Origin of the sequence: Nocardia sp. XZ_19_231 (genome assembly GCF_015355705.1) — a bacterium.
Classification (GTDB): Bacteria; Actinomycetota; Actinomycetes; order Mycobacteriales; family Mycobacteriaceae; genus Nocardia; species Nocardia salmonicida.
On record NZ_JACUZI010000004.1, the window covers coordinates 24,324 to 38,939 of the forward strand.

The 14,616-nt window shown below is 69.3% G+C and carries 4 protein-coding genes; 3 read left to right on the forward strand and 1 reads right to left on the reverse strand.

Annotated features, from left to right (window positions below):
• The first annotated feature begins 67 nt into the window (after positions 1 to 67).
• The 3 genes from IBJ82_RS18810 to IBJ82_RS18820 are packed head-to-tail and all read left to right on the forward strand — an operon-like array spanning position 68 to position 13,619.
• Positions 68 to 10,213 carry a type I polyketide synthase gene (locus tag IBJ82_RS18810; protein ID WP_194827262.1) on the forward strand — a complete coding sequence of 3,382 codons (10,146 nt, stop codon included), beginning with the start codon at positions 68 to 70 and terminating at the stop codon, positions 10,211 to 10,213.
• Positions 10,210 to 12,555, forward strand: a complete 2,346-nt coding sequence (locus tag IBJ82_RS18815; RefSeq protein ID WP_194827263.1) for a thioester reductase domain-containing protein — start codon at positions 10,210 to 10,212, stop codon at positions 12,553 to 12,555. Before IBJ82_RS18810 ends, IBJ82_RS18815 begins: the two co-directional genes overlap by 4 nt.
• Complete coding sequence (locus IBJ82_RS18820) at positions 12,552 to 13,619, forward strand: alpha/beta hydrolase (protein ID WP_194827264.1); 1,068 nt, start codon at positions 12,552 to 12,554, stop codon at positions 13,617 to 13,619. The genes IBJ82_RS18815 and IBJ82_RS18820 overlap by 4 nt, the downstream gene beginning before the upstream one ends.
• Here IBJ82_RS18820 and IBJ82_RS18825 read toward each other — a convergent pair.
• On the reverse strand, positions 13,602 to 14,603 hold the full coding sequence (locus IBJ82_RS18825) for a Gfo/Idh/MocA family protein (RefSeq protein ID WP_194827265.1): 1,002 nt from the start codon (positions 14,601 to 14,603) through the stop codon (positions 13,602 to 13,604). The two genes, IBJ82_RS18820 and IBJ82_RS18825, sit on opposite strands and share 18 nt — an antisense overlap.
• Positions 14,604 to 14,616 lie beyond the last annotated feature (13 nt).

Below are 14,616 nucleotides of genomic sequence, written 5' to 3' on the forward strand. Positions count from 1 at the left end.
GCTGTGTGCTGCCGTGACAGCTAGGGTGGGCGATGTTCCAGCGCTCCACGGTCAGAGGAAGTAGTTCGTGCTCAACACGTTCGTCGAAACACTGTTTGCCCGGGTAGAGAATCGCCAGGACGGGGCGGTGTATCGGTTCCTGGACAATGGTGACGTCGATGGTTCCGTTCGCGAAATGTCCTATGCCGAGCTGGGACGGCGCGCCCGCGCGATCGGTGCCGTGCTGCAGGATTCGGCGCCGCAACGGGCACTGCTGCTGTTTCCAGCGGGGCCGGAGTTCGCCGAGGCCTTCTTCGGCTGCTTGGTCGCGGGTGTCGTCGCGGTCCCCGCGCCACTGCCCGAACTCGACAACCGCTCGCTGCGCCGCCTCCGGCGGATGGTGGCGCACGCCGACGTCGATGTGGTGTTGGCCCCGCGGCGCGTTGTCGCGGAGTCAGCGGTGCTGTGCGCGGAGGTCCCCGAGCTGACCGGGGTGCCGTGGCTGGCCACCGACGAACTACCCGACGCCGCCGCGCTGCGCTGGCGGGAACCGGATCTGAATCCGGATTCGCCCGCGTTCATCCAGTACACGTCAGGTTCGACGAGCGCGCCGCGCGGTGTCGTCGTGACGCACGGGAACCTGCTGCACAACCAGGAGGCGCTCGCCGCGGGGCTCGGCCACGACCGCGACCTCGTTGATGGTTCCGACGGTGCGCTGTTCGCCAGTTGGCTGCCGATGTATCACGACATGGGTCTGATCGCGCCGCTGCTGCACACGGTCTATCTCGGCGCGAATTCGGTGTTGATGTCGCCGCTGCACTTCTTGCAGCGTCCTGAGCGCTGGCTGCAGGCGATTTCCACCTACCGCGCGCATACCAGTGGTGGTCCCAATTTCGGCTATGAACTGTGTCTGCGGCGGATCACCTCGGCGCAGATCGATGAGCTCGACCTGAGCCACTGGCGGGTGGCGTTCAACGGCTCGGAACCGGTGCGGGCCGCGACGCTACGGCGGTTCACCGAGACCTTCGCCCGCGCGGGCTTTCGCGCCGAATCTCACCAGCCGGTCTACGGATTGGCCGAGTCGACCCTGATCGTGACCGCGCCGTCGACCGCGGCGGCGCCAACACTGCTGACGGTTCCCGGCAGCCTCGGCGACGGATCACGTTCGCGGGGTGCGGAACTCGTCGGGGTCGGCCGGGCAGTCGTCGGCATGTCGCTCGCGGTTGTCGACCCGGACACCGGGGCCGCGCGTGGCGACGGTGTCGAGGGCGAGATCTGGGTCGCCGGCCCCAGCGTGGCCGCAGGCTACTTCCAGGACGAGCAGGCCAGCGCGGCGGTGTTCGGTGCGCGGCAGGTGGGCGACGATCGTCGTTTCCTGCGCACCGGTGATCTCGGAATCCTCGCCGATGGCGAGCTGTTCGTCACCGGAAGGCGCAAAGATCTGGTGATCGTGGACGGTCGCAATCACTATCCACACGACATCGAGTCGACAGTCGAGACGGCCCATAGTGATGTTCGCGCCGGGTGTGTCGCGGCGTTCTCCGTCGATCTCGGGGTGGACGGAGAACAGCCCGTCGTCGTGGCTGAAGTCCGCAGCACCGACCCCGCCGCGCTGTCGGCGATCGAGGGCGCGGTGCGTGCCGCGGTGGCTACCGAGCACGGGCTCACCCTCGCCGCGGTACTGCTGATTCGGCCGGGGACGGTGTTCAAGACCAGCAGCGGCAAGATTCAGCGGTCGGCGTGCCGGGCGGGGTATCTGTCGGGCGAACTGCTCACCCTGCTGGCCGGCCCGATGCGGTCACCGGAGGACGAGTTCGACTTCGAGATCGAGGCCACCGAGTCCGCCGAGCCGGACGAGGCCACCGAATTGTCGGCGGAGGCCGTGCGATCGTGGCTCGTGAGCGCCATCGCGCGGCAGGCGCTGCTGGATCCCGAGCGCATCGACGTGCATCGTCCGCTGGTCGAATTCGGTTTGGGCTCAGCTGATCTGGTGGAGCTCGTCGTCGATCTATCGGACTTCGTCGGCCGCTTCATCGACACCAATCTGTTCTTCGACCACCCGACGATCGACGGTGTCGCGGTGGTGCTGAGCGCACCGACTGACCCGAGTCCCGCGGTGCCCGAACAGGTCGAGGACATCACCACCGCCGACGCCCCTGACGCCCCCGACACCGATGACGCGATCGCGATCGTCGCGATGTCGTGTCGCTTCCCCGGGGCCGCCGATTCCCCCGAGGCACTGTGGCGGCTGCTCGACGGTGATGTCGACGGGCTCAGCGAGGTGCCGCCGGGCCGCTGGGACATCGACGGCCTCTACGACCCGGATCCCACCGCGACCGGCACGGCCTACACCTTCCGCGGCGGCTACGTCGATGGGGTCGACCGCTTCGACGCCGCCTTCTTCGGCATCGGCCCCCGCGAAGCCGCGGTCATGGATCCGCAGCAACGGATGATGCTGCAACTCGCCTGGGAGGCGATCGAACGGTCGGGTCGTGATCCGCGCACCCTGCACGGCAGCGCGACGGGGGTGTACCTCGGCGTGTACAGCACCGGCTATCTTGCCGATCCCGCACCAGAACAGCTCAACGGACAGGTCGGAACGGGACTTTCGCCGAGCGTCGCGTCCGGTCGGATCTCTTACACGCTCGGACTGCACGGCCCGGCCGTCACGTTGGACACCGCGTGCTCGTCCTCGATTGTCGCGATGCACCTGGCGATCCAGGCGTTGCGGGCGGGGGAGTGTGACCTCGCGCTGGCCGGCGGTGCGACGCTGCTGATGTCACCCATCGCCCATATCGAACTGTGCCGATTGGGTGTGCTGTCGCCGACCGGTCGGTGCGCGCCGTTCTCGGCCGAGGCCGACGGAACCGTGTGGGCTGAGGGCGCGGGGCTGGTGCTGTTGAAGCGACTCGGTGATGCCCGCCGTGACGGGGACCAGGTGCTCGCGGTTATTCGCGGGTCGGCGGTCAACCAGGATGGCCGCAGCCAGGGCCTGAGCGCGCCCAACGGTGCTGCCCAGGAACAAGTTCTGCGCTCGGCCCTGCGCACCTGCGGTCTGGCACCACATGACATCGACTATGTCGAGGCACACGGAACCGGGACGGCGCTCGGTGATCCGATCGAAGCGCGGGCCCTGGCACGGGTATTCGGGCCCGGTCGTGATCCACAGCGGCCACTGGGCATCGGGTCGTTGAAATCGCATCTGGGACATACCCAGGCCGCGGCGGGCGTGGCCAGCGTCATCAAACTCGTGCTGGCACTGCAGCACGAACGCATTCCGGCGACCTTGAACGCGAGTGTGCCCTCACCGCACGTCGATTGGGCGCGCAGCGGGGTCGCGGTGCACGCGCAGCCCGCGCCGTGGCGGCGTGGCGATCGGCCACGCCGGGCCGGGGTGAGTGCCTTCGGGCTCAGCGGGACGAACGCGCACCTGATCCTCGAGGAAGCGCCGACGGTCGAGGTGAGCTCGCCGTCGCCGGGTGACGGGCGGGTGTTGCTGCTACCGATCACCGCGCGCAGCGAGGCCTCGGTGCGGGGTCAGGCGCAGCGGCTACTCGACCTGGTTCGCGCCGACCCGACACTGCAACCGGGTCCGCTCGCGCGTGCGCTTGCCCTGCAGCGCACCCAGTTCGAGCGGCGCGCGGTCGTGCTCGCCGCCGACCGCGACGACCTGGTCGGTGCGTTGGGTGACCTGGTCGCCGCGACCTCGTCGGCGAATGTGGTGCTCGGTGCCGGACCGGTGCTCACCAATGCCAAGACCGCCTTCGTCTTCCCCGGGCAGGGCATGCAGTGGGTCGGCATGGGTCGCGACCTGCTCACCGACTCCGCGGAGTTCCGCGCGGAATTCGACCTGTGCGACAAGATATTCGGTGCGCACCTTGGTTGGTCGCTGACCGACCGGCTGACCACGATGAGTGCCGCGGACCTCGTCGACTTCCCGGTGGTCCAGCCGCTGCTGTTCGCCACGATGGTTTCGCTGGCGGCCACCTGGCGGGCGGCGGGGGTATCCCCGGACGCGGTCATCGGGCACAGCCAGGGCGAGATCGCCGCCGCCTACTGCGCGGGTGTGCTCGCACTCGATGACGCCGCCGAGATCGTCGTCACCCGCAGCCGTTTGATGCAGGCCATCGACGAACCCGCCGCGATGGCGATGATCGGTCTGCCCGAGGCCGACGTCGCCACGCGACTGCTGGACTTCGATGGCCGCGTATCGATCGCGGCGGTCAATGTGCGGCGGTCGACGATCGTGGCGGGGGAGCAGGCCGCGGTGACGCGACTGCTGGCCGAGCTCGACCGGGCCGGGATCTACACCAGGCTCGGTGCCGCCGGTCCCGGATTGGCCGGGCACTGCCGAATGATCGAAACGATCCGCGAGCCATTGACCGAGCAACTGGCCGACCTGACCACGGATTCGCCCGCGCTGCCGTGGTACTCGACTGTGACCGGTGCGCCGGTGTCCAGCGCGTCGATCGATTCGGAGTACTGGTACCGCAATGCGCGCGAGACCGTGCGGTTCGCGGCCACCATCGAGCAGATGATCGCCGACGGGTTCCGGTATTTCGTCGAACTCGGCGCGCACCCGTCGCTCACCGCGGCGGTGCGGACCGTGTCCGAGGAGTTGGCGCGCGAAGTGGTGGCTGTCGGCTCGCTCGTGCGCGATGAGGACGGACCGACCGCGCTGGCGCGGGCGCGGGCGCAACTCTATGTCGCTGGGCACGATCTCGACTGGACCAGGTTGGTGCCGGCGACCGGTCGCGTCGACCTGCCCACCTATGCCTTCGATGAACGCCGATTCTGGACCGAGGGAGCCAACCGCGCGAGCACCGCGCTCGGGATCGATGATCTGGCCCATCCAGTCCTCGGCGCCGTGGTGCCGCAGCCGGAGACCGGTGGTGTCAGCCTGACCGGTCGGTTCTCGCGGGCGCGCCAGCCATGGGTCCTCGATCACGCGGGCCCCGACGCGGTGCTGGTACCAGGGGCCGCGCTCGTCGAATGGGCTATTCGCGCCGGTGACGAAGTGGACTGCCCCGCCGTGCGCGAGCTGGTGCTGCGCGCCCCACTGCTGGTCCCCGAACAGGGGTCGGTGCAGATCCAGACGGTGCTCGGTGGTCCCGACGCCGACGATCGCAGGGCCGTGCGCATCTACGCCCGCGACGAAGGTCAACCCGACGCGCAGTGGACGCTGCATGCCGACGGAATCCTGGGCGAGGAACCAGTAGCGGTCTCGACGCAGCAGGACGGCGCGGTATGGCCGCCGACCGATGCCACCCGCGTCGATGTCGATGACCTGTACGGCCGCCTGTACGACCGAGGCCACCACTACGGCCCGCTGTTCCGGGCGATGCGGGCGGCGTGGCGGCGTGGCGACGAGCTCTTCGTCGAGGTCGAACTCGACGAATCCGCGCACGGTGACGCCGCGAAATTCGGCATCCACCCGGCGCTGTTCGACGCTGCCCTACACGCCACCGCGGTGTTCGCTGAGGACGGCGGGCATGCGCTGCTGCCGTTCGTCTGGTCCGATGTCGCGCTGTCGGCCACCGGTGCCACCGCACTGCGGGTGCGGCTCACGCGCTCGGGCCCCGAGACCGTCGCCATGTCGGCCACCGACCGAACCGGACGTCTGGTCGTCTCGGTGGGGTCGTTGTTGTTGCGCCCGGTCGATGCCGCGCAGTGGCAGGCCGCCGCGCTCGCACCCGCCTACCGGCGCCTGTTCCAGGTCGAGTGGTCGCGGCTCGCGCTCCCCGCGCAGCCACGCGCGCGCATCGTCACCGACTGGAACGCCGCCGAGACCACCGCCACCGATACGGTCATTGCGACTGTGCCAGTGGGCAATTCGCCCGCTCAGGTTCATGACGCCGCTCAGCATGTCCTCGCCGTACTGCAGAGCTTCCTCGGCGATCCCCGCTTCGAGCAGTCGACCCTGGTGGTGCGGACCCGGGGCGCGGTCGTGGTGAACGGAACCGGACACCAGCCCGCGGACCCGCACGGTACGCGGGTCGACGGTGCGAGCGCGGTGAGCGCCGAACCGGCGCGTGCGGTCGGCCCTGATCCTGCGGGCGCGGTGGCGTGGGGGTTGGTTCGCTCGGCGCAGTCGGAGAATCCGGGCCGGATCGTCCTACTCGACACCGCCGACCCCGCCGTGGACTTCACGGCTGTGCTGGCGGTCGAACATCAGCAGGTGGCCGTCCGTGACGGTGTGGTTTTCGCGCCGCGACTGGCCCGCCTGGCCGAGACCGCGGTTGCGCACGATCGGGTGGTCTTGGGCGAGGGAGCGGTCCTGATCACCGGTGCGCCCGGTCGACTCGGATCGGCATTGGCCCGACATCTGGCCGATGCCTACGGTGCACGCGAGCTGGTGTTGGTCAGTCGGCGCGGGATCGACGGTCCCGGCGGCACCGAATTGCGCGATGACCTCGAAAAGCGCGGTGTGCGTGTGCGATTCGCCGCCTGCGACATCGCCGACCGGTCGGCGATGGCCGAGCTGCTCGACGGTCTGCCCCTCGCGGGTGTCGTGCACGCGGCCGCTGTGTTCGACGACGCGACTATCGGCTCACTGACACCGTCGCAGTTGACGGCGGTCCTGCGCCCGAAAGTCGATGCGGCGCAACATCTGCACGAGCTGACCGCGGATCGGAAGCTCTCGATCTTCGTGCTGTTCTCCGCGGCGGGCGGACTGTTCGGCACACCGGGTCAGGCCAACTACGCGGCGGCCAACGCCTATCTCGACGCATTGGCGGTGCACCGCCGCGCACTCGGTCTGCCGGGCCAGTCCCTGGCCTGGGGCGCCTGGGACGTCGACGTGCACGACCACCTGGCCGAGGCCGATATTCGGCGGATCAGCCGGGCCGGCGTGCGCGCGTTCTCGGTGCCCGACGGCATGGCCTGCTTCGATGCCGCACTGGCCCACGGTGATCCGGTGCTGGTACCGCTGCTGCTCGACACCGAGGTACTGCGGCGCTCCACCGCGGTGCCGCCGCTGCTGCGCGGGTTGGTGCGGCGCGCACCACGCCGTGCGGTCGCCGATCGAGCATCGGTGGAGCACGTCGCGGGATCGGCGTTCGCGCGAGAACTTCGAACGGCACCGCGGGCCGAGGCCATCATCTTGGCGATGGCCTCGGTCGCCGACTGGATCGGTGAGGTGCTCGGTCATGCCGGTGGTGAGAAGGTCGACGCCGAGCAGACCTTCCAGAGCTTGGGCCTCGACTCGTTGATGGCTGTCGAACTGCGCAACAAGGTGCGCGAACACACCGGCATCGCGATACCGCTCGGCACGATCCTCGCCGAGCGGAATCTCACCGACCTCGCGACCTATCTCGTCGACCAGGTCGCCGCACTCGACACCGGCGCCCGCACCGACACCGTCACCGCCGTACCCGAGGTGGAAACCCTGCCGGTGACCAGGGACATGATGCGACTGCTGCGCAGCGAACAGCTCGGCATCCCCAGCGCCGCGCAGACCGGCGGTGTCGCGGTGCGGCTACCCACTGCCGTCACCAGGGCGCAGCTCGAACAGGCCATCGCGCGACTGGCAGGCCGACATGGCGCACTGCGCACCACCATTCACGCCGGCGACGAGCACGGGCGCCGGCTCGAGATCCGCCGCGACGCCGTTCCGCCGCTCGCCTGGCGCGACCTCGACCACCTCGACACCGCCGTCGCCGAGGCCCATTTCCGGGAACTGATGGCGCGGCCCTACGACCTGGCGGCAGGCCCGCTCTGGCGGTTCGAACTTCTGCATACCGAATCCTTCGGGCAGATCCTGCTGTTCGGCGCGCACCACAGCATGAGCGACGTGCAGTCGATGCTGCTCGTCGCCGGTGAGCTCGCCGCCGAGCTCTCCGGTGCGCCACTCGATGACATCGTGACCAACCGGGACCTGCACCAACTGCTCGCTGCCCAGACGAGCCGCCGCGACGACACCGCGACCACGCGCTGGCGCGCGGCATTCACCGGCGTGCAACGCCTCGAGCTGACCCTGGCCCAGCCACGTCCGGCCCAGCGCAGCTACGGCGCGGGAGCTCTCGCCCTCACCTTGCCTGCGGGCCTGCACGATCGAGTCGCTGACCGGGCTCGCGAACTCGGCATCACCCCCGCCGCGATATTCCTCGGCGCACTGACGCTCACTCTGGCCCGCAGGCAACGGATCGACCGGTTCGCCTTGGCGGTCCCAGTGGACACCCGGATGCACGCCGATGCCACCGACGCCGTCGGATATTTCGGTGTGCCAGTACCCTTCCCCGCGGTGCTCGACAGTGGCGACCTCGTCGCGGATGTGCTGCGGCGCACGGGCGATCGACTACGGAACCTGCTCGCCCCCGGCGCCGGCTTCGCCGAAGTCCTCGCCGCGCTGGCCGGTGCGGGGCTCGCTCGCGACAACGCGCCGCTGGTCGAGGTCTACTTCAACTACCTGCGGGCCAACTCCGCGGTCAGCCACGCTGAGATCGTCCCGGTGAGTACGGGTTTCTCCGACCTCGATCTGATGATCGCGGTGCTGCCCGACACCGGACAGGTGTGGTTCACCTACAACACCGACATCATCGACGCGCGCACCTGCACCGACTTCGGCACCGACTATCTGGCTGTCGTCGAAGCCGCGGTGGCTGATCCCGGTGCGCTCGCGAGACCCGAAACCGTTACGCAGCAGCCGAACTCCGGCGTCCGGGTCGCGCTGGGTGCGACCTTCGCGCTCGGGCGCGTGCCCGAGTTGTTGGTCGCCGCGTCATCGGAGTTCCCGCTGACCGTCGCCGAAGCGCCGTACCACCAGGTGCTGGCGTGTCTGCGCGATCCGTCCGGAGTCTTCGCCCAGCCATCGACAACACTGGGCGCTGTGCTGGTGCGGGCGGCCGATCTGGAACGTTTCGGGGAGCTCTCCGACGAACTGCTCACCGAACTCGCCACCGAATTCCCGGCCGCGGTCGGTGATCTGGTCGCCCGCACCCGCCGACCGCTCATCGTCGCCATCCTGCCCTCGCAGCGGCCCGCGCAGCGACTGCTCGACTGGGAACAGCTCCTCGCGCACCGCCTGCGCGAGGTACCGGGCGTCGCGGTGCTGGACGCGGGGGAGTGGTCGCACCAGCATCCGGTCGAGAATCCCTTCGACGACCGGACCGAGATCCTGGCGCACCTGCCCTTCACCCCCGAATTCCAGGCCGCGCTCGCCCTCACCCTCGTGGCCACCGTGACCGCCGCCACCGAACCAGCCCCGAAGGTCGTCGCCGTCGACGGCGACGACACGCTGTGGGGTGGCATCGCCGGGGAAATCGGTGCCGGCGGTGTCACATTCGACGCGCCGAGGCTGGCCTTGGCGACTCGGCTGCGGCAATGGCGCCAGGCGGGCACCCTGCTGGTGCTGCTCAGCAATAACGACGACGACATCGTCCGCGAGATCCTTCGCCGCCCGGACAGCCCGTTGCGACACGAGGATTTCGCTGTTGTCTCGACCGGCTGGGACGCCAAACCCGCACGGCTCGAACAGCTCGCGCGCACCCTCGGCCTCGGTCTCGACACCTTCAGCTATCTCGATGACAACCCGGTGGAAGTGGCGCGCATGCGCGCCCAGCTGCCCGAGGTGCTGTCGGTGACCTGCCCGCCCGCGGCGCAACTTCCGGCGTTCCTGCGCCGATGGTGGCCGGTCGTTCCGCTCGCCGCGACCGTCGAGGACGGCGACCGCGCCGACTTCTACCGTGTCGAGGCCGACCGCGACCACGCTCGTGCCGGCACGGAATTCGCGGAGTTCCTCGATCGCCTCGACCTCACGGTGACCATCGAGGCACTGACCGAGGACACCGCGCCGCGGGCCGCGCAACTGGTGCGCCGAACCAACCAGTTCACCCTCGCCGCGGTCACTGTCGCGGACCTGGACCGCTGGCGCGCGGACGGCGAAGTATGGACCGCGACGGCGAGCGACCGCTTCGGCGACTACGGGCTCATCTCGGTACTCGCCCTGCGCCCCGACGGCGACACCCTGCGGATCAGCGGCTGGCAACTCAGCTGCCGGGCCTTGGCCCGCGGCGTCGAGGAGCGCCTGCTGTCCTGGGTCGCCGACCGCGCCGAGGTCCTCGGCTGTACGTCGATCGCCATGACGGTCGAACACACCACCCGCAACGAACCAGCCCGCCGGTTGGCCGCCCTTCTGTCCGCGAACCCCACGGGCGAGGGAGCACAGGAGGTCTCGGTGACTCCGCAGCACCTACGTGCGTTCAGGTCCTGGCAGGTAGTGGAGGCAACGCGATGACCGATCTCAACGACCCGATGACAGTCCGCACCCCGGCCGTCGACCGTCGCGCGCGCGGTGAATCGCTCGAACGGGACCCGGGCGGCCTCGATGTCGCGTCGCTGCTCGCGCGGGTCGGTGCCGTCGACACCGCGGCAGCGCCCGGGGTGGCTGGGCCGGAGTCGAGTGCGCGTCGATCGGCGATCGCCGCACCCACACCGCGGACAGGTGCGCCGAGCAGCGTGGACGAACTGGCCGCCGCGATCACCGCGGTGGCGAATCAGTTCACCGACAAGCCCCTCGACCCCGACACCGACTTCTTCGACGCGGGCGCGACCTCCGTCGCCGCTGTGGAATTGGCCGCGGCACTGGCACGTGAGCTCGATCTCGACCTCGATCTCGACACGGTGTTCTTCGACGCGCGACCCCGCAGGCTGGCCCATCACTGGCTGGCCGAGCATCCGGGATATGTGTTGCCGCAGTCGGCTGTGTCGCCGCTCGCCACGGACACCGCGCCGAGCAACCCGGCCGTCACCGCGTCGGCACCTGTCCCGGCCGACACCGATGAGTTGGCCCAACTCTTCGCCGACCTCGCGGGTGCCGATCGCCTGCCGGTGGTGTCAGCGCCGCAACGGATCGCCCCACGACGCATCCTGCTGACCGGGGCCACCGGATTCCTGGGCAGTCATCTGCTACTGGATCTGCTGCGGCACAGCGAAGCCCACGTCGTGTGCCTGATCCGAGCCGACGACGACGCCGCCGCGGCGCAACGTCTCGAGCACGCCATCCGCCGCTACGCCCTGCCCTGGTCACGGGAGGTGCTGCGGCGGGTGACCCCGTTGGCCGGTGATCTGCGGGAGCCGCGGCTGGGGCTGACCGAGCAGCGGTGGGAATCGCTGGCCGCCGACCTCGACTCGATTGTCAATGCCGGTGCCGCCGTGGACTTCCTGCGCGGCTATCCGTCATTGCGGCGAACGAATGTCCTCGGCCCGCTCACCCTTGCCGAACTGGCCTGCACCACCCGCCCCAAACCGCTGCACCACATCTCCTCACTGGCGGTGTTCAACGGATCCGATGCCACCACCCTGGGCGAAGATGCCGCGACGGCGAATGTCGCCGCCTTGCCGATCGGCTACGACCGAGCCAAATGGGCGGCCGAGGCGCTGCTGCGTCGGGCAGGCGAGCACGGTCTGGTGGTGACGGTGCTGCGCCCAGGCGGGATCGGCAGCCACCCCGAGACCGGGGCGCACAACCCGCGCGACCTCGCCACCGGCATCACCGCGGCACTGCTGCACTTGCGCACCGTGCCGGGTTTCCGATATCTGAACGCAGCCCCGGTGGATTGGGTCAGCCGCGTCACCGCGCAGATCGTCACCACCCCGAGTGCCTGGGGCCACACCTACCACCTCACCGGCCCGCCCACCTCCCTCGAACAAGTCGTCGCCGAAACCACGCTGGGCGGCATGGGCGTTCGCGTACAGCACTGGGAACAGTGGTGCGAGGACGTGGTGCGGGCGATCAGGGAGGAACCGGTGCCGCAACTGCAACCCCTGGCCCAGGTGTTGCAGAGTCCGGTGGCACGCCGACAGCTGGCGGCCATGGTGCGCACCCCGCCCGCCACGGCCACCCGCACCGACGCCTTTGTCGCGGCCAACGGCCTGCCCGCGCCGAACACCTCGGGCCAGGCCCGCGGGCGAATGCTGGCGGCGATGGCCGCCCTCGGCCCTCGCCCCGGCGAGCAGCCGTACCTGCGGTTCCTTGAGACCCTGACCGGAACCATCACCGCCGCAGGCGAAACCGGCGAGATCCCGTGCGATCTGCGACTGACCCTGTCGGTAGTGAACAGCGCACAGGCCTTCACCGCGCGCACGCTGGACGTCACCGGCGAGATCACCTGCCCCGCACTGCATGAGCAGCCGCTCATCGTCGAGGGCACCGCGACGGTCCGCCCGCACGACGGGACCCCGCTGCGCAATGAACTACGGCACCCGATCATGCATTATCAACTGCGACTGCGTGATTCGTCGGGTGTCGACTGGTGGCTCGACGGCTACAAGTTCGCCGCGGCGCGTCGACGCCTGGTGCGCCAACTCGGCACCCAGGTGATCGAGATCGGCAGAAGCGGTGCACCGGCCACCTACACCGGTGAGGTCGAGGTCCCCCTGCACACCTACCTGCCCGACCAGATCGACGGCATCGTCATCGACCCACGGCTCTCGCAACGTCAGCAACGCGTGGCGAAACTGCTGTGGCTCAGTTGGTTCGGCGGTCAACTCGGCAAGAGCCTGATGGAACCGGTCCTGCGGGTCGGTATCGACCTGCTCGACCTGCGTCGCGCCATGCGAAAGGAGCAGCGCCGATGAGTGCCCTGCGGTCGACCCCTCTCGAACCCGAGGTGATCGAGTTCCGCACCGACGACGGCCTCGAGCTGCACCTGCGTCGCGTCGGCCCCGCCGATGGCCCCGCGGTGCTCCTGGTGCACGGCCAGGGCGTGTCCTCAGAGATGTTCGCGCTCACCGAGATTCGCAATGTGACCGACGTACTGGCCGACGCAGGCTACCAATCCTGGCTACTCGACTGGCGGGGCAGTTGCCGCCTGCCGTACAACGAATCCGGCCCGCCCTACACCATCGATGACGTCGCGCTCTACGACCTGCCCGCCGCCGTAGCCGAGATCAGAGCACGGATCGGCGACCGTTCGCTGTTCGTGGTCGGGCACTGCATCGGCGCACTGGCCGTGGCGCAGAGCCTCACCGCCGGCCTGCTCCCCGGCCTGGCAGGCGTGGTTGCCCAGGGCGTCTTCCTCACGCCCAAGGTCGCCACCTCGACCCGCATGCGGGTACTGCTGGGCAGCGAACTCCTCGGCTCGCGGGTCAGCCACCTCGAATCCGACTTCCGCAAGGTCGGGCTGTGGTCACGGCGCACCCTGCTCTACGCGGCACTCTCGCGCAAGGGCGAGTGCCCCGACCCCACCTGCCGAATGGTCCACCACGGCTGGGGGACGGGCGCGGAACTGTTCGAACACGACCACCTCGACCCCCGCACGCACGACCGGCTGGCCGAACTGTTCGGCCCGATCGCACTGGGCGTGCTCGGCCATCTGCGGCAGATGGAACTCGCGCACGCCGTTGTGCGCTGGAACGTCGACGACGACCGCTACCGCGTGCTCCCGGAGAACGCACTCGATCACGCCGATCGCATCGACTGCCCCGTGCTGCTGCTCGCGGGTACCCGCAATGCGGCCTGGATCGATTCCAACAAGCTGTGTTACGAGGTGCTCTCGGACCGCAATCCGGGCCTCGATGTCCGCTACACCGAAATCCCTTCCTATGGACACCTCGACACCTTCATCGGCCGTGGCGCGGCGCTCGACGTCTTCGGCTATCTCGTCGACTTCTTCGACGAGCTCTCAGCTGGGCAGGCGTAGTGGTAGGCCTGCCGATTGGTAGATGGCATCGATGACGGACATGGTCTCGACGGCGTCATCGGGCGTGGTCGGCACGGGTACACCGCGCAGGACCGCGGCGGCGAAGGCGTCGAGTTGATAGTCGTAGGAGCTGCGCGATGCGAACCGACGCACCCGCCTGCCCTGTTCGGTGCGGACCACCAGCAGGTGCCCCAGATGCGGCAGCACCGGGTTGAGCAACCGCAGTCGACCGCGCTCGCCGACCACGGTGGCGCTGATCCGCAGCAGGTCCGACGACCACATCGAGCAGCGGATGCGGCCGGTGTGCCCGGACGGGAACCGCAGGTCGGCCGACATCGCGCGATCGATGCGCGCGTCGTGCAGCTTCGCCCGCGCCGCAACCACTTCCGGGTTCTCGCCACCGAGGAGCCGGGCCAGGTGCACGGCGTAGCAGCCCGCGTCCATCAGCGCACCGCCGGCGAGGTCGTAGTCGTAGCGGATATCGGAGAACTTGGGCAGCGGGAACGACAGGGCGGCATCCACGCTCCGCAGCGTCCCCAATTCGCCTGCGGCGATGATCTCCTCGGCGGCCTTCGTCAACGGGTGGTAGCGGTAGTGGAACGCCTCCATCACCACCCGATCGGAAGCACCGGCCAGCGCGGCGATCTCGCGCGCTTCCTCGGCATTGGCGGTGAACGGCTTCTCGCACAGCACATGCTTTCCGGCCGCCACGGCAGCGCGGGTCCAGCGACCGTGCAGACCATTGGGCAGCGGAATGTAGACCGCGTCGATATCGGGTGCGTCGATCAGCTCCTGATAGCTGTCGTACACCGTGCCGATGCGGTGCTTGCGGGCGAACTTCTCCCCCCGCGACCGCTCACGCGCCGCCACCGCGGCGACGACGACCTCCGGATTCCGCTCGGCCGGTCCGATCACCGCCGCGGGCGCGATAGCGGCCGCGCCGAGGATGCCGATACGGAGTTCTGCGGGCCTGTCTTCGCTCACCACCAGACGTTAA